The organism is Thermosphaera sp. (assembly GCF_059755995.1).
Map to the genome: position 1 here is coordinate 1 of NZ_DBOUKL010000059.1, position 18,693 is coordinate 18,693.

An 18,693-nucleotide genomic window follows, 5' to 3' on the forward strand; every position below is an offset into this window, starting at 1 on the left:
TGCCCCCGCCCCCCACGGTTTAACCTAGCGCTATGGCAACGGGTTGCCCATGGACTTTCTCGTAGCAGCCTTCTACCTCTCAGTACTCTCATACTACCTCGGCGTCCTGCTCAAAGCCCTCCCAATACCTGTTTACGGTTTGAAAAAGCTTGCTAACGCTTTAATCATGGACGGCGTGTACTCTGCAATCCTTGCTTTCTCGTTCAGGATCCTCCTGTGGCTCGTGGAATACTTAAGCATCCTCCTAGGGGTTGACTGGGAGTACTACACTGCGTGGGTTTTAACAAGGCTTAACGAGCTCCTAGCCATGATAGGTGTTTTGAAAATCATAGGCTCACTCCTCAGCAGGTCCGGGCTATCCTTCATCTCGACAGGGTTGATAAGCCCCTTGGCAAGCCACCTCGCAACTGTTTCAACAACCATCATAGTCATCTACACCGCCAGCAGTGTGGTTAACAGGCTGAGGGAGATGCTGATAGCTCTAGGCATAATGCTCCACGCAGTCCCCTTCAGGCTAACCAGGAGCGTGGGGGCAGCGGTGATATCGGTTTCAATAGTTTTCTCAACCGCTGCGCCCTTAATGCCCGTCTTCGTTGAAAAAGTCTCGCAGGGAACACCCCCCATCCCGTACAACCAGGGCGAGGTTTACTCGGCCAGCCTACTCTTCAAGGACATGTTTAACAACCCCGTCGGCTACGCAGTCGTTGAGGGTTACGGGCCGGAGGGGGATTTAATCTACAGGTACCTTGTCAGCGAGAAAGGAGCTGTCTACAAATCCTTCTACAGCGGCGGGTTCCCAAGGTTTGAGCACACCCTTGTCCTCGGGTTCGCCGACAAGCAGTACATGGTAGTGTTCAACCCTTCGAAGCACGCTGTCAACGGAATGGTCAATGCTTCCCTGAAGCTGCCGGATGCGGCCTCCATAGGGGTTAACAGGATACTGTTCTTCAACTGCGAGGCTAAACCGGTGTCGTACTCCAAGGAGGGGAACAGCACGGTCGTGGTTGTTGAAACACGAGGCTCCTGCAGTGTTGAAGCATTCATACAGTCCGGGGACAACGCCGTAATCCTTGTCAACAATTCAAGGATTGAGGGATGGGTTAACGCTTCATGGAGCGGTTTAAGCTTGTTGAAAACCGTTTTCGAAATACCTTCAGGCGTGTCAAACATAACTGTTAACGCGTGGTTTAAAGGGTATGCTAGACCATTCGTCGACGAGCACTACTTCACTGCATCGCTGATAGATGTCAACGTTCTCGAGCCGGAGTCGATGATATACTGGGTCTCCCTCGCAGTTGTCGACCTGATGATCCTCCCGCTAGTCTACACAGCCATGCTTGCAACTATTTCACTAACGGTTGCAAGACTTCTCGGAGGTGTCTCACCACGCGTGGCAAGGTTTTTCACAGGGGTTTGAGAAATCCTCGGCTACTTCTAACAGCACTATCCCTGATCCTGGCCCTAGCGTGTTTTCTGAACGGTGAATACGGTGCTGCTTTGGCTATTGCTTCAACAGCGGTTTTCCTCGAGCTTGTTTCAAGGTGGGCTGGTGTTGAAGATTATAGAGAGGATTAAGTCGAGCCTTGGCCTCGTGAGCGGGGATTTGAGAATAGAGCCGCCGGATCTTGTAACACTCTTTGGGGAGAAGGGAGTGATCGTGTCCAGGATCCTTGTCTGCGACAGCGTGGACTACTCTGTCAGGGATTTCAACGAGTCCTCGGCGAGAAAGTATGTTGAAACCTTTGCCTCAATACTCGACAAGCTCCCGGTTAACTCCGAGGTAAGGATCGTCAAGGATGAGGTTGATTTGAAATGGTTTGCCCGAAGGCTTGTCAACGAGATCCTGAACACCAGGATCAAGCTGGAGGGGTCGCAGGATGAGCACAGCAGGGTTAAGCACAGGGTGAAGCTTGAAGTCCTGAGCAAGCTCTACGAGGCCTTGCTGAAGGGCGAACCCTTCACCAGCACCGTCCTCCTGGTCAAGATAAGGGTGTTCGCAAGGAGCGTGGAGGAGGCTAGGTCTCTTCTCGAATACCATGAGTCAGCTGTTTCAAGAGTTTTCAAAACATACTACGGCCTAACCCTAAGGAGGGCTTCGAAGAGCGAGCTGGTGAGGATTTTAAGACTGGACCTCAACCTTGAAGCATTCAACAATATACAACCCGTTGTTTCAGAATCGAGGAGGCTTGGCTTCATACACCCGTTCCCTCCTGAGAAGAAGAGCGTGTTCACGGACGGTGTCTTCCTAGGGGTTGACCTGAGGGATAACAGGCCTGTTCAAATACCTGTCGAACAACTCTACAAGCACATGGTTGTCATAGGCCCAACCGGAAGGGGGAAGACAGCTCTGCTCGCATCCTTGATAGAGTCTGCAAGCGTATTCGACGAGTTGAAAACCCTCTCCATAGACTTCAAAGGAGACTTGGCAAAGTACCTCCCCCAGGGGTTGACGAGGGTTTTAACCCCCGAGGATGTTGTGGTGAACCTTGCCCACAAGCCCCGCTGGCTGAGCGATGCTGATTGGAGGATGATAGTGGTTGACTCCTTGTCAACCTCCCTGAACACGGATCCTGGCAGGGTTCTCGAAGCGCTTGAACTAGTCGAGGGATCAGGGATCACCGCTCTCCTCCACCGGGGCGAGGGCTCAGTGCTCCTCCCATTGTTCGAGCTTTTCAACAGGCCTCCGAGATACGAGCTTCTCGAAAGCATTCACAAGGAGAACGTGCTTTTACAGCTCCAGGGCAGGAGCATACTGTTCCAAAACGTGTACGCTGGCATCGTGATAGGGGTTTTGAGAAACGGGCTTTCAAGAAGGGAGGGCTTCAGCAACCTACTAGTGATCGATGAGGCGTGGAGGGTTAGCAGGCTCCGCTCCCTGGTCGAGCTGGTTAAGGAGGGGAGGAGCTGGAGGGTTGGCGTTGTAATAGCTACTCAGAACCCTGGGGATGTTCCGAGAGAAATACTTGAGAATGCTTCAAACCTTGTATTCTTCGGCTCCCTTGACGCTGATTACGTTGAGAAAGCGGTTAAGTCGACAGGGGTTGGGGCTGAATACGCACAGCACATCATGAAGCTGGGGGTTGGGGAAGCACTCTACGTTAACACTGAGGAGGCGGCTCCCGTTCTATTAAGGGTTAAAACACCCATGGGCTTAAACAGCTCGTGATTTAAAACCCTTTCAAAGCATTAAAAACTCTCAGTGGTTTCAGAGAGGTGTTGGCTGATGGGCGGTAGGCAGAGAACAACCATTTTCATGACCAAGGAAAAAGTCAGGCCCGGGGAGAAGCAGGCTAAGGAGAAGCAATAGGGTTTTAAATGACCGAGGTAGACGTTGCAGTCCCCACGAGCATTCTCCGGGTGGAGTCAACCCTTCTTTTAAAAACCCTCAGGATCCATCAAGTAGCTAGGATCCTAGGGATTTTCGGGGTTTCAAGAGCATTCTTCTACAAGGATTTCGAGACCGATCTCTCTGCGCACAGGGAGTATGTTAGGCTGATCAGGAAGCACTGGGAGTACTTCTTCACACCCCCCTACCTGAGAAGGAGGCTTGTGCCGAGAAGCCCCGTCCTGAAACATGTTGGAATCCTCCCTCCCATCCGCCTGGAATGGTTCGACGTCCCCCGCGGGCTCAAACCCGGGGATGAAAGAGTTGGATACGTGTTCAAGAAGAGCGGGAGCTTCAAAGTATATATTGACTCCTCAAGGGTTTTCGACGCAACCGGTGAGTGCAGGGAGGGGTTGACAGTTATCAGGATAGTGGATCCCGAGGAGAAGATTGCTGAGTGTGTGGACAGGGACTTCTACAAGGGGCCTGAGCTCCGGTTCACGGATAGTTTCAAGCAGCTTGTAGAGGGCAACAGGGATGCGAGGATCGTGGCGACTAGCAGGTATGGGCGTGTCCCAGGCTTCGACGAGCTCTCAGCCCTAGCATCCAGTAGCAGGGTTTTAATACTGTTCGGATCCCCGGGGAGAGGGCTTCACGATATAGCTGGTGCTGAGGGGCTCAGGCTCGAGGAGCTTGGAGACGTGTGGAACACTGTGCCCGGTCAAAAAGTTAAAACTGTGAGAACGGAGGAGGCTTTAATAATAACTCTTGGACTAGTAAACCATGCTTTAAAATTAAAAAGGATCTGAAAAATTAGATTGAACAATATGCTTTAAAACCTGTATAATAATCCATCCATGAAGGTGGAAGCTAATGGGTCATCGAAAGCTGCACGCGCCGAGACGCGGAAGCCTTGGCGTTAGACCGAGGAAGAGAGCGGAGGAGCTGACTCCCCGCGTCAAGACATGGCCTGTTAAAACATGGGCTGAGCTGGTGCTGGAGAAGTATGGGAAGGAGGCTGAGAAGCACGGTGTAGTGTCGAAGCCTGTGCTACTGGGCTTCGCCGCGTACAAGGCTGGCATGACCCATGGTTTAATGGTTGAGGACAGGCCTCACACTCCTTTCACGGGTAAGGAGGTTTTCACGCCCGTAACCATCCTGGATGCCCCGCCCATGGTTATCCTTGGGCTACGTGCTTACGGTTTTGGAGAGCAGGGAGGCCTCGTCTCCCTCGGCGAGGCCTGGAGGAGCCCTGTTGAAGCAGTGGGGAGGGCTTACGAGGAATACTACAGCAAGAACCCCTTGCTCACCGACAGTGTTGACAGCGTTGTCAGGAAGTACCTGCAGGGGCTTAGGAAGCTCAACCACGGCCTTGTAAAACCTGATCCAACAGGTAAGTACGGGTTCAAGTTCGTGGAGACCAACTGGGAGGAGGCTTTCAAGAAAGTATTCACCGGCAACGTTGTCGAGGTTAGAGCGCTGGCTTCAACAATACCTGTTCTCTCAGGCTTCGGTAAGAAGAAGCCTGAGATCGTTGAGATAAAGATAGGCGGGGGAAAGGTTGAGGAAGTTGTGAAGTACGGGGAGAGCATTCTCGGCGGATTGGTAACGGTTAAGGATGTTTTCACCGAGGGACAGTTCATCGATGTGATAGGGGTTACCAAGGGCAAGGGCTTCCAGGGCGTGGTGAAAAGGTTTGGCGTGAAAGTGCTTCCGAGATGGCATAAGCACAGGAAGGGTGCTAGGAAGATAGGGTCGAGGAGCCCTGCTTTCGGAACAATGAGTGAGCCTCCGCAGGCTGGTCAGACAGGATTCCACCGTAGAACCGACTACAATAAGCGTGTCCTCAGGATAGGGTTGAACGGTCTTGAGGTAACGCCCAGCGGCGGCTTCCTACACTACGGCCTCGTTTACGGACCCTACTTGATGCTGAAGGGCACGGTGTTCGGCCCTGCCAAGAGGTTGTTGATACTGAGACACCCTGTTAGACCTCCTGCATGGCTCCCGATCGAGCCTCCCAGGATCACGTACTTAAACCTTGAGAGTAAGCAAGGTGTTTAGGTGGTAGCCCGTGACTTGGACTTTAATGGTTCCCATGCAGGTTGACAGGTTAACGGTGAAGGTTTTCAACACCGAGGGGGGTGAGGCCGGCAGTATCGAACTCCCCCCGGTGTTCCAGCTACCTGTTAGGAAGGACTTGATAAGGAGGGCCTTCCTCTCAGCTTTCACAGCCATGCTCCAGCCTAAGGGCAGGGACCCGATGGCTGGCAGGAGGACAACCGCCAAGTACTGGGGAGTTGGCTACGGTATTGCGAGAGTCCCGAGACTCCCCAATGGAACGGCCAGGTTCGTGGTTAGCACTAGGAAGGGGCACCTGGCATTCCCGCCAACGCCTGAGAGAAAGCTTCACGAGGAGGTTAACAAGAAGGAGAGGGTTTACGCGATAGCCTCAGCTTTAGCGGCTACTTCAAGGATTGAGCTGGTTAAAGCCCGCGGGCACGTGTTCACAGCTGACACGCTCCCCATCATAGTCCTGGATGATGCCGAGGAGAAGATAAGCGATTCGAAGCAGGCTAGGGAGTGGCTCTCAAAGCTAGGCTTATGGGATGATGTTGTCAGAAGCCAGGAGGGCACCGGGATCAGGGCTGGTAAGGGCAAGATGAGGGGGCGCAGGTATGTTGAGCCTAAGAGCATACTCTTCGTCCTCACAAGCTATGAGAAGCCGCTTGCCAAGGCTGTTAGAAACTTCCCTGGCGTGGATATTGCGACGCCCGGGAACCTGGGGATACTGCACCTGGCGCCCGGCGGGGTGCCCGGGAGGCTTACAGTTTTCTCGAAGACAGCTCTCGAAGAGGTTGCCAGGAAGTTCGAGGTGGTGTTCCTGTGAGCAGTGAGACCGAAAGGCTTTACAGCATAATAGTGAGGCCTGTTCAGAGCGAGAAAGCCCTGGGCATGATTGACAAGCAGAACACTTTAACCTTCATAGTGGATATCAACGCTAGCAAGCAGGATGTGAAGAGGGCTGTTGAAACACTGTTCAACGTTAAGGTTGAAAAGGTCAGGATACTTGTAACCCCTAAGGGGGAGAAGAAGGCTTACGTCAAGCTGGCCCCGGAGTACAAGGCCAGCGACGTGGCGGCTCAAATAGGCTTGATCTAGGGGTGGTTTGAATGGGTAAGAGGCTTATCATTCAGAGAAGGGGGCGTGGATCCCCTAATTTCAGGACACCGGATCACGTTCACGTAGCGCCGGCGAAATACCCGTTGATACCGTTCGACCAGACGTTTAAGGGAGTGGTAGCTGACTTCATCCACGACCCGGGCAGGTGGGTGCCTCTCGCAGAGATAGAGCTTGAGAACGGCCTGGTCTTCTACGTTCCAGCTGTCGAGGGGATGTATAAGGGGCAGGTTATTGAAGTAGGCCCTGCTGCGAAACCCGTTCACGGCAACATACTGCCCATAGGCTCAATACCCGAGGGAACCCAGATATGCAATATTGAGAAGAACCCGGGCGATGGCGGAAGGTTCGTGAGGTCTAGTGGAACCTACGCTATAATAGTTGGGAGAGCCGGGGGCAAGACCCAGGTCCAGCTCCCCAGCGGCAAGATCATTGAGGTGCCGAACGAGGCAAGGGCCATGGTAGGCGTTGTAGCCGGTGGGGGAAGGCTTGAGAAACCCTTGCTGAAAGCTGGCGCGTCATACTATAAGTGGAGCGCTAAGTCCAGGTGGTGGCCTAGGGTTAGAGGTGTGGCGATGAACGCTGCGTTCCACCCGCACGGTGGTGGAAGCCACCAGCATGTTGGAAGACCCTCGACAATCTCAAGGATGACTCCTCCGGGCAGGAAGGTCGGGCACATAGCTGCCAGGAGAACTGGCAGGAGGAAGGGTTAGGCTTTACAGCTTTTTCCAAGCTAAGGATTAATTAGGGGTTTCCCCTTAGATTTTCCTGAAAGGTTTCTGCAAATGACAGCAACTATTTCTCGAGACGATCCAGTGGTTAGGAAAGTGTTCGAAACCTACGAGCCCGTTGTCAAGCGCAGGGAAAGGGTTAGGGATCCTGAGGAGATCATAGAGGTTTTGAGAAGCGAGTTCAAGCTCGTTGTCAAGCCCTATGTAGTGTACTTGACGATTGCTTCATTCATGAATAATAGGCCTGTTCTCTACGAGGGCCCTCCCGGAACCGGGAAGACCGAGATAGGCGAGGCCATACTCTACCTATGGGCTGGTAAAACCCCTTTCATACTACCATGTAGCGAGAACTATGACGAGTACAGGGTTATAGGCGACTTCCACCCTGCCATGGCAATGGCTAAAGGCTTCAACGAGGAGAGCTTCATACCGAGGCCGCTTCTAGCAGCACTCATCATGGGGACAGGGGTCCTCATAGATGAGATAAGGAGGAGCAGTGAGGAGTTCCAGAACATGCTGCTCGACGTTATCGATAAGAGGAGGATTATCATACCGGAGCTGAAGAAGGTTTACAGCCAGGAGAGCGACGAGTTCCAAGTAGTCTTAACCAGCAACCCTCTTGACATAGCGCAGGGAGAGCTCAGCGATGCCTTCCTGAGAAGGGTTGTGAGGGTTGAGTTCAAATACCCGAGCATCGAGGAGGAGTACGAGATAGTGAGGCTTAAGCTAGGCTCCCTGTTCCAGAAGCTAAGGGATGATGATGTTTTGAAAGCACTATCCATTGTCAACAAGCTAAGGGAGAAGGCTAACTACAAGCCAGGGATATCAGACACGGTCACATGGCTAACCATGGCCGCGCTCCTGGCGGAGGCAAGGGGTAGGGAGAGGGTTGGGGATGAGGAGCTGAGGCAGGCCGGCTTGTCAACCCTTTACAAGAACCCTGAGGACGAGGAACTGGTTAATGAAGTCTTACGGTGAAGAATCACCCGAGGCTTTGAAAAAAGAGTTTTCTAGGAGAATAGAGGACTGGATCCGGGAAGCCTTCAAAGGAGCTGGGGCAACCGGGGTCTCCGTTGACAGGATAATTCTTTACGTCAAGCTCGGCCTCACGCTGGAGGGCTTGCTGAGGAGTCGCGAGCAGCTGGAGCAGTACAAGGACCTTCTCCGGGGCGCGCTCGGCCTTAAGCCCGTGGAGAAAACCGGGGAGGAGGTTTTAGCATCATTCAGCCTCGACCAGTCATTCCAGGCGAGGCTTTCAAGATCCAGGACCGTGAGGGTTTCAGACCTGTTGAGCAAGGATTCAACGCCTCAGCAGGTATTGGAGTATATCTGGTATAGGAAGACAGGGGTTATCCGGAGAAGCCGCAACGGAGGCTTCGTCGTAGATGCTGAGCGTTTAAGAAGCATGGGGGCCAGGGGCTCGATCACCGTTAAAGACCTAAACAAGTACCTTGGAGAGGTTCCCAGCCAGCTGTGGGGCAAGATTGTTTCAAGCAGTGTCCTGGAGAGGATGTCAAGGGATGAGATAGTCGAGTTTGCCAGCAGGTTCTACGGGAGAAACCCGGGGGTTGACAAGAGGATTGACCATGAAATCGCATCAAGGCTGAACGCTGGGTGGAGGCCTAGCCTTAACGAGTACCGGAGGATTGAGAGAGTTGTGAGCAGGGTTTCACCGAGGCTGAAAGCGAGCGCGCTACTCCCCTACATGCTTCCACAGGTTGACTCTAGCTTCCTGTCTAGAGATGATATGTCCCGGCTTGCGAAAAGGCTTGAGGAGCTCTCGTTGAGGGATAGGTGGAGGATTATCGACAAGATATACAAGAACCCTGGCTACGAGCCGTTGCTGAGCCAGCTTGGAGTTTTCTCACTAGCAGGTATTGGAAACCCTGACAGGCTTGGCGAGCCCTTGCGCTCGAAAACCATTCTCGGGCAATCCCTCATGAACTACGTCGCCTACCTCCTCACCCGAGACCCCTCATACCTCGACTACTCAATGTACCTGGCCTCCAGGGTTAACCCGGAGGCGCTGGAGCCGGGGCTGAGGAGGCTTCACGAGGGCTTGCAGGCTGGTGATTCCAGAAGGCTTATAACAATTATTGCCAGGCAGGACCCTGCTGAAGCTCTCGAGGCGTTATCGTACAAGCTGTGGGAGTATGTTTCAACCAGGGGGAGGCTTGAGGTTGAGCCCAGCATGTTGAGGAGGGCTGTTGAAATAGGCTGCATGATCTTGAACAGGGCTTGGGCTCGCAGAGGCGTTTCAGCTGAATGGAGGGTTTCAGCGAGGAGGGGCAGGGTGGATGTTAGGAAGACCATGTTTAAACATGTTAGAATGGATGAGACGATTGTCTACAGGAGGAGGGAGAGGAGGGTTAGGGTTGTAGGTGTTGTCGACGTGAGCGGGAGTATGTCAAGGTTTTCCCTATGGTCCATTCTCTCCCTGGCATCCCTGACCCCGGTTTTAAGCGGGGTTGTAATGTTCTCGGAGAAGCCCGTTATATATAGAGCGCCGGGGGCGAAAACCCAAAGGCTCCTCGTAAACTACCTGGAGAACCTTTTCCAGCAGGGTTTTAAAGGATACACTAACATCTCCAGCGCTCTCAGGGAGGCTTACAGGCTGAGCTTGAAAACAGGCTCCGGCAGGATCGTCTTGTTCACCGATCTCCAGCAGACAGTGCAGGATGTTGACCCGTGGGTTGAGGCGGCCGGGATCACGGGGAAGGGTGTGAAAGTGGTCGTGATAACTCCTTCCCAGGCTGACGAGAGGGTTGTCGAGTTGATGAGGAGTGCTGGATGCTTGGTTGAAGTAGTGTCGAGCCCTGAGAAGATACCAAAGATTTTAAAAAGGAAATTAAATGTTTAAAATACAGTCTAGCTTAGAATTAGATAACATATTGCTTACGTGCTGGGTGAACAGGGTTGGCGCTGAGTCTACAGGACCTGCCGGTTGAGTGGCGGAAGTTCAGGTATAGAGGCTACACTCTTGAAGAGTTGCTCAACATGCCGATGGATGACTTGATAAACCTCCTGCCCGCGAGGCAGAGGAGGAGTTTGAAGAGGGGTTTGACCAAGGCTCAGATCAGGCTTCTCGCAAGGATTAGGAAGGTTAGGGGCAACCCGGAGCTTGCCAGGAAGGGCGTGGTTAAAACACATGTTAGAGACATGATCATCCTCCCCGAGATGATCGGCTTAACAATAGCTGTTTACAACGGCAAGGAGTTCGTCCCCGTTAAGATATCGCCTGAGATGATAGGGCACTACCTGGGAGAGTTCAGCATTACCACGAAGAAGGTAACCCACGGGGAGCCCGGGTTGAAGGCAACCCGTAGCAGCAGGTTCGTAGCGCTCGCTAAGTAGGTGGGAGCATGCCTACATGGCACTACTCGGTTAGCTTTCTCGACGAGTCAAAGATTGCTAAAGCAGCCAGGTACGATATTCCCGTGTCGATAAAGTACATGAGGGAGATTGCCTACACCTTGAAGGGAATGAAGCTCCAGGATGCTATAAGGTTCCTGGAAGACGTTTTGAAGATGAAGCAGGCAGTCCCGTTCAGAAGGTACACGGGCAAGCTGAGCCATAAGAAAGGGCTGGCTGACAGGTTTAAATGGCCTATTGGCAGGTACCCTGTGAAGGGTGCCAGGTACATGCTCGAGGTTTTAAGGAATGTTGAAGCAAACGCTGAGAACAAGGGCTTGGACAAGGAGAAGCTTGTGATAATCCACATAGCTGCTCACAAAGGGCTCACTCTTAAAAGATATATGCCAAGGGCTTTCGGAAGGGCAACCCCTAAGTACAGGAGATTGAGCAATGTCGAGGTAATTGTTAAAGAGGTGGGGTAGCATGGTGGGGCCAAGGGTTAAATCATACTTCCTATCTTATGGTTTGAAAAAGCTGATGATAGACGAGTTCCTTGCGAACTACTTCAAGGACGCCGGGTACGCCGGGGTGGAGGTTTTCAGGACCCCGACCGGCCACAGGGTTGTGATATATGCTGAGTACCCTGGCAGGCTAATAGGCAGGGGAGGGAGCGTTATCAAGAAGCTGACCACGATCCTCCAGACAAGGTTCGGGCTAGAGAACGTTAACATCACCGTCTCACCTGTGATGGACCCCGACTTGAACGCCAGGGTTGTCGCCTTCAGGATTGTCAGGGCTTTGGAGAAGGAGATACCGTTTAGAAGGGTTATGATGGGGATGTTGAAGAGGATTATGGATGCTGGCGCAGTAGGTGCTGAGATAATAATCAGCGGTAAGCTGAGAGGGGAGAGGGCTACTTACGAGAAGATGAGGGTTGGCAAGATATACAAGGCTGGCGAACCCGTTGAATACATTGTTGACAGGGCTGTTGCAAGAGCATTGCTCAAGCCCGGTATATACGGTGTTGAAGTATTGATTGTTAAACCCGGCATAAAGCTCCCCGACCACGTGGAGATCAAGCCTGTGAAGCCTGAGGCTTTGAAGCAGGCGGCCCCGCAGCCAGGCGGGGAGGCAGAGAGCTCCCAGGAGGGTGGTGTAGTTGAAGGCTAGTGAGATAAGGAAGATGGCTCCGGAGGAGAGGCTGTTAAAGCTTAACGAGCTCAGGCTGGAGCTTGTCAAGCTCAGGCTTCAGTCAAAGGTCGGTACCTTGACGAACACTGCCAGGATTAGGAATGTTAGACGGGATATTGCTAGAATACTCACGGTTATGCGCGAGGAATCAGCAAAGGGTAGGCAACAGGCTGAAGAGGTTAAGGAGGAGGTTCCTGTTGAAGAGGAGAAGCAGTAACCTAGTATACCACGAGCTCATAGGCCTGAAGGCTCGTGTCGTAGAATACTCCGACCCATCCGTCAAGGGTTTCGAGGGAGTGGTGGTTGATGAAACCCTTAAGACCCTTGTACTCGAGAACTCTTCCCGTAGGATACGCGTTTTCAAGGAGAACGGTGTTTTCGAGTTCACGCTTCCAGATGGTGGAAGCGTGGTTATTAAAGGGTTTAAGATATTGGGTAGACCTTGGGAACGTGTTAAAATGGTTTTGAGGTAGGTTTGCATGAGCAGGGCTCAGGTTAACAATATAGGTTTAGAGGGCTTAACCCCGCCGGAGAGGACTTGCGAGGACCCTAAGTGCCCGTGGCACGGGCATGTCAAGGTTAGAGGGGTCGTGCTAACCGGGGTTGTGAGCAAGAGGAAGGCTCACGGAATGGTCGTGGTGAGGCACGACTACCTTCATTATGTTAAGAAGTTCATGAGGTATGAGAAGAGGAAGAAGCATATTCACGCCCACCTCCCGCCCTGCATAGAGGTAAGGGAGGGTGATACTGTAGTAATAGGTGAGACCCGCCCCCTCTCTAAGACTGTTTCCTTCGTTGTCCTAGCAGTGGTTAAGAAGGCAGGTGGTGTCTGATGGGTGCTAAGAGAGCTGTAGCCGGCAAGCCAGCCTTCTCCAGGAGAAGGGTTAACACAGGGCTTCAGGTTCAAACAGTAGCCAAGGTGGCTGACAACAGCGGTGCTAAGGAAGTAATGATAATCGGCGTGCCAGGCTATCATGGAAGGCTGAGGAGGGTTCCCCCAGCAGGCGTTGGAGACCTTGTCGTGGTGAGCGTTAAGAAAGGGATCCCGGAGATGAGGAAGCAGGTGTTTAAGGCAATAGTTGTGAGGCAGAGGAGGCCTTACAAGAGGGCTGACGGCACCTGGATTGCTTTCGAGGACAACGCTGTGGTTATACTGACCCCTGAGGGAACGCCTAAGGGAAGCGAGATCAGGGGGCCTATCGCGAGGGAGGCAGCGGAGAGGTGGCCCCAGATAGCTAATCTTGCATCAATGATTATTTAGGAGGTGTGTTTATGGCTGTCACAGCTTCACATAAACCAGGCAAGCAGAGGAAGGCTCTCGCCGAGATGCCCCTGCACTTGAGGAGGAAGCTTCTAACAGCAAGGCTCAGCGACGAGCTCGTGGAGAAGTACGGTGTTAAAAGGCTCCCGGTGAGGAAAGGAGACACCGTGCTGGTTATGAGGGGTGATTTCCAGGGAGCTGAGGGCAAGGTTGTCAGGGTGGATTTGAAGAGGGTGAGGATCTTTATAGAAGGGGTTCAGAAGAAGAAGGCTGATGGAACCCCTGTCTACGTTCCAATCCACCCCAGCAAGGTCATGATTACGAAGCTTGATCTCAGCGACAAGCTCCGCCTCAAAATCGTTGAGAGGCGGAGGGGTAAGACCGAGGAGTCGAAGAAGGAGGGTGAGTAGTCATGGGTAGTATGGGTGGGAGCAGGCATTTAAAAGCCATAGCAGCCCCGAGGTACTGGCCGATACTTAGGAAGGAGTATAAATGGGTTGTCAAACCCAGCCCCGGCCCTCACGCAATAGCCAGGTCCATCCCGCTGCTACTTGTCGTAAGGGATGTGCTGAGGCTTGCTAAAACAGGGAGGGAGGCTCGGAGGCTGATAAGCGAAGGATATTTCAAAGTAGACGGGAAGGTTAGGAGGAGCTACAAGTTCCCTGTTGGAATGATGGATGTTATTGAAGTAGTAGGTGTTAACGAGTACTATAGAGTAGTCCCAGTCCCCTCTAAAGTCCTCGACCTGGTGAAGATCACCAGGGAGGAGGCATCGTTCAAGCTTGTCAGAATAGAGGATAAGACAACGGTTAAAAACGGGCACATCCAGCTAAACCTTCACGACGGCAGGAACATTCTCATCAGGGTTAACGACCCCAGGAACCCTGTCGAAGATGTTTACGAAACCCTGGGCGTTCTCCAGATATCGGTGCCCAGTCAGGAAATACTCAATTACATCCCGCTGAAAGAAGGCGTCATCGCCATCATCTCCGGTGGTAGGAACGTTGGAAGAGTTGGCAGGATTGTCTCAATCCACAGGGGTATGAGAAGGCATAGGAGTATTGTAACCATTGAGGATAAGACTGGGGCAAGGGTTCAGACAAGCCTTGACTACATCTTCCCGATAGGTGTTGATAAGCCGTTGATAACGCTTCCCGAGGGTGCTTGGTGATGTCCACGGCAACAGTGTTAACCCCTGATGTTGAGAAGAAGATTATTGAGAAGTGGAACAGCAACCCAATGCTCAAGCCCAGGATAAGCAAGGTTACGGTTAACATTGGAGTAGGGGCTGAGACCGACAAGCTTCCAAAGGCTTTGAAAGTCCTAGAGGAGTTGACCGGTGCCAAGCCTGTCCCGAGAAGGGCGAAGAAGACTATCAAGGACTTCAACATTAGAAAGGGCGAGAACATTGCTGCAATAGTCACGCTGAGAGGGGACAAGGCCAGGGAGTTCCTCCGCAAGGTTTTCGAGACCCTCGGCTACAGGCTTAAAGCATCCTACTTCGACGACTACGGGAACGTTAGCGTGGGGATTAAGGAGCACATACACATGCCAGGGGTAAGGTACGACCCCGAGATAGGTGTTTTCGGAATGGATGTCGCTATAACTATTGAGAGACCCGGGTACAGGGTGATGAGGAGGAAGCGTTGCAGGAAGAGGAGGATTCCTAGGAGGCACCGGGTGAGCAAGCTTGAAGCAATGGTTTTCCTGAAAAACGAGTTCGGTGTTGAAATAGTGGGTGAGTAGGATGGGCAAGTTCAAACAGCCTAAAATACACAAGTATGGGCGTGGAGTCCAGGAGTGCCAGAGATGCGGTTCGAGAGACGCTGTTATCCAGGCGTACGGGCTCTACCTGTGCAGGCAGTGCTTCCGCGAGGTAGCGGGGACGATAGGGTTTAAGAAGTACAGTTAAAAAGGTGGTGTGTGGATTTAAGGAGGAGAGGTGTTTAACCCATGGTGGTCATGGACACGCTTTCAAACGCGCTTTCGGCAATACAGAACGCTGAGGTAAGGGCGAAGAGCGAGGTAGTGCTCTGGCCAGCGTCTAAGCTGGTTTTAAACGTTCTGAGAGTTTTGCAGAGAGAAGGGTATGTCGGCGAGTTCGAGTATATTGACGACGGGAGATGGGGGAAGATAAAAGTACAGCTTCTCGGAAGGATTAACAAGATAGGTGTTGTTAAGCCGAGGCACCCTGTCTCGTACAGGGAGCTCGAGGAGTTCCCGGAGTGGCTTAAAAGATACCTGCCAGCCTACAACATCGGGATATTAATAGTCAGCACATCCCAGGGCGTTATGTCGCACAAGGAGGCTGTTGAAAAGAAGACTGGCGGGGTACTGCTAGCCTACTGCTACTGAGGTGGCCCGCATGGTTAGGAGGCTTCACATCGCGGAATCCGTTGAAATCCCCGAGAACGTCACAGTCACTGTTGACGGTTTGAAAGTGGTTGTGAAGGGCCCGAAGGGAGAGCTGTCAAAGGACTTCTCCTACGCAAGGGATATTACGATAAGGCTTGAGGATGGAAGAGTTGTTGTTGAAGCATTCCTCGCTGACAGGAGGAAGAAGGCGCTGGCAGGGACGATAGCTGCTCATATAAGAAACATGATCACGGGCGTGACAAAGGGGTACCGGTACAAGCTGAAAATAATCTCGTCGCACTTCCCAATGACGGTTGTGGTTGACGAGAAGAACAGGATTGTCAGGATAAAGAACTTCATAGGAGAAAAAGCCGACAGGATCGCTAAGATCTACGGGAACGCCAAGGTCAAGGTCAGCGGGAGCGACGTGATAGTGGAAGGGCTGGACATTGAGGAGGTTGGGTTGACAGCTGCAAGCATTGAAAGGGCTACGAAGATACCTGATAGGGATAGGCGTGTTTTCTCAGATGGAATATTTATTTACGAGAAGGGTGAGGCTGTATGAGCAGTGGTTTCGAGAGATTATTGAGGCTAAGGAATGAGATGAACAAGGAGAGGCCGGAGTTCCTCAGGCATTTATGGTGGAAGAAGCCGAAGTTCAAGAACGAGCCCAAGTGGAGGAAGCCCAAGGGTATTGATAACAAGATGAGGAGGCAGCTTAAAGGATTCCCACCGGTTGTTAAGATAGGCTACAGGGGTCCAAGCCTAGCGAGAGGCCTCCACCCGACCGGCTTGAAACCCGTCGTGGTTCACAATGTGAGCGAGCTTGAAGGATTGAACCCTGCTACAACAATAATATACATATCCGGTACGGTTGGCTTCAGGAAGAGGGTTGAAATATTCAACGCGGCATTGTCCAAGGGCTTCAGGATTGCTAACCCGCCGAGAATCATACAGTCTTCAACCACGGGAGGTGTTGGTCAATGAGCGATCTATCCCTGCAGAAAAGGCTTGCAGCAGAGATCCTTGGAGTAGGGGTTTCAAGGATAAGGATTGACCCGTCAAGGGCTGAGGAGGTAAGCGGCGCGATAACGAGGGAGGAGGTTAAGAGACTGGTGAAGGACGGGGCTATATGGGTTGAACCCGTACACGGGATCGCAGGGGTTAGCTCAAAGGTTAGGAAAACCCAGAGGGCTAAGGGCAGGAGGAGGGGTCAGGGTAAGAGGAAGGGTGTTAAAACAGCAAGGCTTGACGAGAAGGAGGCGTGGATGGGAAGGATTAGGAAGATTAGAAGGTTCCTCAGATACCTCAGGGATAAGAACTTGATCGACAAGAGGACTTATAGAAGGCTCTACAGGCTTGCCAAGGGCGGTGCTTTCAAGAACCTTTCATCCCTCAAGCTCTACTTGAAGGAGAACAAGATCTTGAAGGAGGTTAAATAGGTGTCCTGAATGGCGAAGGGTCCAAGGTACAAGGTTCCGAGAAGGAGGAGAAGGGAGGGTAAGACAAACTACTATAAGAGATATGTCATGATACTTTCCAAACACCCGAGGTTTGTTGTTAGGAAAACGCTCAACTACATATGGGTTCAAATCATCGAGGCGAAGCCTGAGGGAGACGTGGTTATAGCGGCGGCTCACTCCAGGGAGCTGGTTAAAAAGTATGGGTGGAAAGCAGGCACCTGCAACACGCCCTCAGCCTACTTAACAGGCTTGCTTGCTGCCTGCAGGGCTTTGAAGAAGGGTGTTGAGTTCGCAACCCCTGACATCGGGCTGCACTCCTCGAGGAAGGGGGCAATAGTATATGCGGCGATAAAAGCAGCTAACGATGCAGGCTTGAAAGTACCGGTTAGCGAGGAAGTGGTCCCATCTGAGGAGAGGATTAGGGGTGAGCACATCTCAGAATACGCTAAAATACTAAGCGAGAAGGGTTTATTAGAGAAGAGGTTTTCAAAATACCTTGCTAACGGTTTAAACCCCGTTGACCTTCCCTCACACTTCGACGAGGTTAAGGAGAGGATTATGAAGGATTGCGGGGTGAAGGGGTGATTTAAATGGCTATGAGCGCGGTGGACAAAGTTGCCCTGGAGAGATGGGTTCCCAGGACCAGAGTAGGCAGGATGGTTGTCGAAGGCAAGATCACCAGTTTGAAGGAGATATTCGACAGGAACCTTCCATTGCTGGAGCCGGAGATAGTGGACTACCTCCTCCCCGATCTCAAATACGAGAGGATTGACGCCGGCATTGTTCAGAAAATGACAGATGCTGGAAGGAGGACGAAGTTCAGGGTTGTCGTAGTAATAGGCAACGGCAACGGGTTCGTGGGCGTGGGCTCAGGCAAGGCTAAGCAGTACACTGATGCCCTGGCCAAGGCGATTAGGAACGCGAAGCTCAACATAACCCCGATCAGGAGAGGGTGCGGGAGCTGGGAGTGCAGGTGCGGAGAGCCTCACAGCGTCCCGTTCACGGTTACCGGGAAGAGCGGGAGCGTTGAGATCATTATTAAGCCAGCGCCTAAGGGAACAGGGCTTGTAGCCGGAGATATTGGTAAAGTGGTTTTGAGAATGGCCGGTATCAAGGATGCGTGGACGGAGTCTTTTGGCGAGACAAGGACATCCCTGAACTTTGCAAAGGCAACGTTGAATGCTTTAAGGAACACGTACAGGTTTGTAACACCTGTTGACTGGTTGAAAGGCTGAGGTGGTTTAAATGGTTGCTGAACTCTACGCTATAATAAGGCTCAGGGGCTTGGCGGACACCCCGCCCGACGTCGAGCACGCGTTGAAACTGCTCAGGCTTCACAGGAAATACCACCTGGTCATCTACCCGTCAGACCTTCCCGGGCTGAAAGGCGTGTTGGAAACCGTCAAGGACTGGGTCACATGGGGCGAGATTTCAAGGGAAACCCTTATCGAACTGTTGAGGAGTAGGGGGAGAACCATCGGCGGCAGAAAGCTTACCGATGAGTACGTTAACGAGAAGCTGAAACACCTAGGCATAACCGGCGGGATAGAAGGGTTAGCGGACGCGTTGCTAGAGGGGCGTGTCAGGCTTCACGAGATAGACAGCCTGGTTAAACCTGTTTTCAGAATGCACCCGCCGAGAGGAGGGTTTAAGAGGAGCATTAAGAAATCAGTAGGGAATAGCGGGGAGCTAGGCTACAGGGGTAAGGCGATTAACGATTTAATAATGAAAATGATCTAGGGTGATTGGAATGGTTGTGAGAAAGGAGAAAAAATCCAGAAAGCTCCGCGGCAGGACCAGGACAATGGGATGGGGAAGGGTTGGCCAGCACAGGAA

Annotated in this window: 28 protein-coding genes and 1 pseudogene; all 29 read left to right on the forward strand. The window is 52.3% G+C overall.

Annotated features, from left to right (window positions below; all coding sequences use genetic code 11):
- The first annotated feature begins 49 nt into the window (after window positions 1-49).
- Entirely contained in the window at window positions 50-1,417 is a 1,368-nt protein-coding gene (locus AC3OH0_RS05855) for a hypothetical protein (protein WP_498345105.1), read from the forward strand.
- The gene (locus AC3OH0_RS05860) at window positions 1,414-1,575 is read left to right on the forward strand and encodes a hypothetical protein (protein WP_193436518.1); all 162 of its coding nucleotides are present in this window, start codon (window positions 1,414-1,416) and stop codon (window positions 1,573-1,575) included. The genes AC3OH0_RS05855 and AC3OH0_RS05860 overlap by 4 nt, the downstream gene beginning before the upstream one ends.
- On the forward strand, window positions 1,553-3,166 hold the full coding sequence (locus AC3OH0_RS05865; protein WP_498345106.1) for an ATP-binding protein: 1,614 nt from the start codon (window positions 1,553-1,555) through the stop codon (window positions 3,164-3,166). Before AC3OH0_RS05860 ends, AC3OH0_RS05865 begins: the two co-directional genes overlap by 23 nt.
- Before the next feature lie 149 nt (window positions 3,167-3,315).
- The gene (locus tag AC3OH0_RS05870; RefSeq protein ID WP_193436520.1) at window positions 3,316-4,134 is read left to right on the forward strand and encodes a putative RNA uridine N3 methyltransferase; all 819 of its coding nucleotides are present in this window, start codon (window positions 3,316-3,318) and stop codon (window positions 4,132-4,134) included.
- A gap of 64 nt (window positions 4,135-4,198) precedes the next feature.
- Window positions 4,199-5,386 carry a 50S ribosomal protein L3 gene (locus tag AC3OH0_RS05875; RefSeq protein WP_498345107.1) on the forward strand — a complete coding sequence of 396 codons (1,188 nt, stop codon included), beginning with the start codon at window positions 4,199-4,201 and terminating at the stop codon, window positions 5,384-5,386.
- A gap of 10 nt (window positions 5,387-5,396) precedes the next feature.
- The gene (rpl4p, locus tag AC3OH0_RS05880; RefSeq protein ID WP_498345108.1) at window positions 5,397-6,212 is read left to right on the forward strand and encodes a 50S ribosomal protein L4; all 816 of its coding nucleotides are present in this window, start codon (window positions 5,397-5,399) and stop codon (window positions 6,210-6,212) included.
- Complete coding sequence (locus AC3OH0_RS05885) at window positions 6,209-6,484, forward strand: 50S ribosomal protein L23 (protein WP_193436523.1); 276 nt, start codon at window positions 6,209-6,211, stop codon at window positions 6,482-6,484. The genes rpl4p and AC3OH0_RS05885 overlap by 4 nt, the downstream gene beginning before the upstream one ends.
- An 11-nt stretch (window positions 6,485-6,495) precedes the next feature.
- Complete coding sequence (locus AC3OH0_RS05890) at window positions 6,496-7,215, forward strand: 50S ribosomal protein L2 (RefSeq protein WP_193436524.1); 720 nt, start codon at window positions 6,496-6,498, stop codon at window positions 7,213-7,215.
- 72 nt (window positions 7,216-7,287) lie between these two features.
- On the forward strand, window positions 7,288-8,211 hold the full coding sequence (locus AC3OH0_RS05895) for an AAA family ATPase (protein ID WP_193436525.1): 924 nt from the start codon (window positions 7,288-7,290) through the stop codon (window positions 8,209-8,211).
- On the forward strand, window positions 8,195-10,093 hold the full coding sequence (locus tag AC3OH0_RS05900; protein WP_193436526.1) for a VWA domain-containing protein: 1,899 nt from the start codon (window positions 8,195-8,197) through the stop codon (window positions 10,091-10,093). The genes AC3OH0_RS05895 and AC3OH0_RS05900 overlap by 17 nt, the downstream gene beginning before the upstream one ends.
- 56 nt (window positions 10,094-10,149) lie before the next feature.
- The gene (locus AC3OH0_RS05905; protein WP_498345109.1) at window positions 10,150-10,587 is read left to right on the forward strand and encodes a 30S ribosomal protein S19; all 438 of its coding nucleotides are present in this window, start codon (window positions 10,150-10,152) and stop codon (window positions 10,585-10,587) included.
- Between the two features lie 8 nt (window positions 10,588-10,595).
- Window positions 10,596-11,069 (forward strand): 50S ribosomal protein L22, encoded by a 474-nt coding sequence (locus AC3OH0_RS05910; RefSeq protein ID WP_193436528.1) that lies wholly within the window; start codon window positions 10,596-10,598, stop codon window positions 11,067-11,069.
- A gap of 1 nt (window position 11,070) precedes the next feature.
- The gene (locus AC3OH0_RS05915; RefSeq protein ID WP_498345110.1) at window positions 11,071-11,757 is read left to right on the forward strand and encodes a 30S ribosomal protein S3; all 687 of its coding nucleotides are present in this window, start codon (window positions 11,071-11,073) and stop codon (window positions 11,755-11,757) included.
- Window positions 11,747-11,995 (forward strand): 50S ribosomal protein L29, encoded by a 249-nt coding sequence (rpmC, locus tag AC3OH0_RS05920; RefSeq protein ID WP_193436530.1) that lies wholly within the window; start codon window positions 11,747-11,749, stop codon window positions 11,993-11,995. Before AC3OH0_RS05915 ends, rpmC begins: the two co-directional genes overlap by 11 nt.
- Window positions 11,976-12,251 (forward strand): ribonuclease P protein component 1, encoded by a 276-nt coding sequence (locus AC3OH0_RS05925; protein WP_193436531.1) that lies wholly within the window; start codon window positions 11,976-11,978, stop codon window positions 12,249-12,251. The genes rpmC and AC3OH0_RS05925 overlap by 20 nt, the downstream gene beginning before the upstream one ends.
- Before the next feature lie 6 nt (window positions 12,252-12,257).
- Complete coding sequence (locus tag AC3OH0_RS05930; RefSeq protein ID WP_193436532.1) at window positions 12,258-12,611, forward strand: 30S ribosomal protein S17; 354 nt, start codon at window positions 12,258-12,260, stop codon at window positions 12,609-12,611.
- The gene (locus AC3OH0_RS05935; RefSeq protein WP_193436533.1) at window positions 12,611-13,039 is read left to right on the forward strand and encodes a 50S ribosomal protein L14; all 429 of its coding nucleotides are present in this window, start codon (window positions 12,611-12,613) and stop codon (window positions 13,037-13,039) included. Before AC3OH0_RS05930 ends, AC3OH0_RS05935 begins: the two co-directional genes overlap by 1 nt.
- Before the next feature lie 11 nt (window positions 13,040-13,050).
- Entirely contained in the window at window positions 13,051-13,449 is a 399-nt protein-coding gene (gene rplX / locus AC3OH0_RS05940; RefSeq protein ID WP_498345111.1) for a 50S ribosomal protein L24, read from the forward strand.
- 2 nt (window positions 13,450-13,451) lie between these two features.
- Entirely contained in the window at window positions 13,452-14,210 is a 759-nt protein-coding gene (locus AC3OH0_RS05945; protein ID WP_498345112.1) for a 30S ribosomal protein S4e, read from the forward strand.
- Window positions 14,210-14,785 (forward strand): 50S ribosomal protein L5, encoded by a 576-nt coding sequence (locus tag AC3OH0_RS05950; protein WP_498345113.1) that lies wholly within the window; start codon window positions 14,210-14,212, stop codon window positions 14,783-14,785. The genes AC3OH0_RS05945 and AC3OH0_RS05950 overlap by 1 nt, the downstream gene beginning before the upstream one ends.
- Before the next feature lies 1 nt (window position 14,786).
- Window positions 14,787-14,951, forward strand: a complete 165-nt coding sequence (locus AC3OH0_RS05955) for a 30S ribosomal protein S14 (RefSeq protein ID WP_193436536.1) — start codon at window positions 14,787-14,789, stop codon at window positions 14,949-14,951.
- Window positions 14,952-14,992: 41 nt separating this feature from the next.
- Window positions 14,993-15,394, forward strand: coding sequence for a 30S ribosomal protein S8 (locus tag AC3OH0_RS05960; RefSeq protein WP_193436537.1), 402 nt, complete (start codon window positions 14,993-14,995; stop codon window positions 15,392-15,394).
- A 10-nt stretch (window positions 15,395-15,404) separates the two neighbouring features.
- Window positions 15,405-15,959, forward strand: a complete 555-nt coding sequence (locus tag AC3OH0_RS05965; RefSeq protein ID WP_498345114.1) for a 50S ribosomal protein L6 — start codon at window positions 15,405-15,407, stop codon at window positions 15,957-15,959.
- Window positions 15,956-16,381 (forward strand): 50S ribosomal protein L32e, encoded by a 426-nt coding sequence (locus tag AC3OH0_RS05970; RefSeq protein WP_498345115.1) that lies wholly within the window; start codon window positions 15,956-15,958, stop codon window positions 16,379-16,381. The genes AC3OH0_RS05965 and AC3OH0_RS05970 overlap by 4 nt, the downstream gene beginning before the upstream one ends.
- Complete coding sequence (locus AC3OH0_RS05975) at window positions 16,378-16,836, forward strand: 50S ribosomal protein L19e (protein ID WP_498345116.1); 459 nt, start codon at window positions 16,378-16,380, stop codon at window positions 16,834-16,836. The genes AC3OH0_RS05970 and AC3OH0_RS05975 overlap by 4 nt, the downstream gene beginning before the upstream one ends.
- Before the next feature lie 9 nt (window positions 16,837-16,845).
- The gene (locus tag AC3OH0_RS05980) at window positions 16,846-17,442 is read left to right on the forward strand and encodes a 50S ribosomal protein L18 (RefSeq protein WP_193436541.1); all 597 of its coding nucleotides are present in this window, start codon (window positions 16,846-16,848) and stop codon (window positions 17,440-17,442) included.
- A 5-nt stretch (window positions 17,443-17,447) separates the two neighbouring features.
- Window positions 17,448-18,092 (forward strand): 30S ribosomal protein S5, encoded by a 645-nt coding sequence (locus tag AC3OH0_RS05985; protein ID WP_193436542.1) that lies wholly within the window; start codon window positions 17,448-17,450, stop codon window positions 18,090-18,092.
- 10 nt (window positions 18,093-18,102) lie between these two features.
- The gene (locus AC3OH0_RS05990; protein WP_193436543.1) at window positions 18,103-18,597 is read left to right on the forward strand and encodes a 50S ribosomal protein L30; all 495 of its coding nucleotides are present in this window, start codon (window positions 18,103-18,105) and stop codon (window positions 18,595-18,597) included.
- 10 nt (window positions 18,598-18,607) lie between these two features.
- A pseudogene (rpl15p, locus tag AC3OH0_RS05995) lies at window positions 18,608-18,693 on the forward strand (50S ribosomal protein L15); the annotation flags it as partial.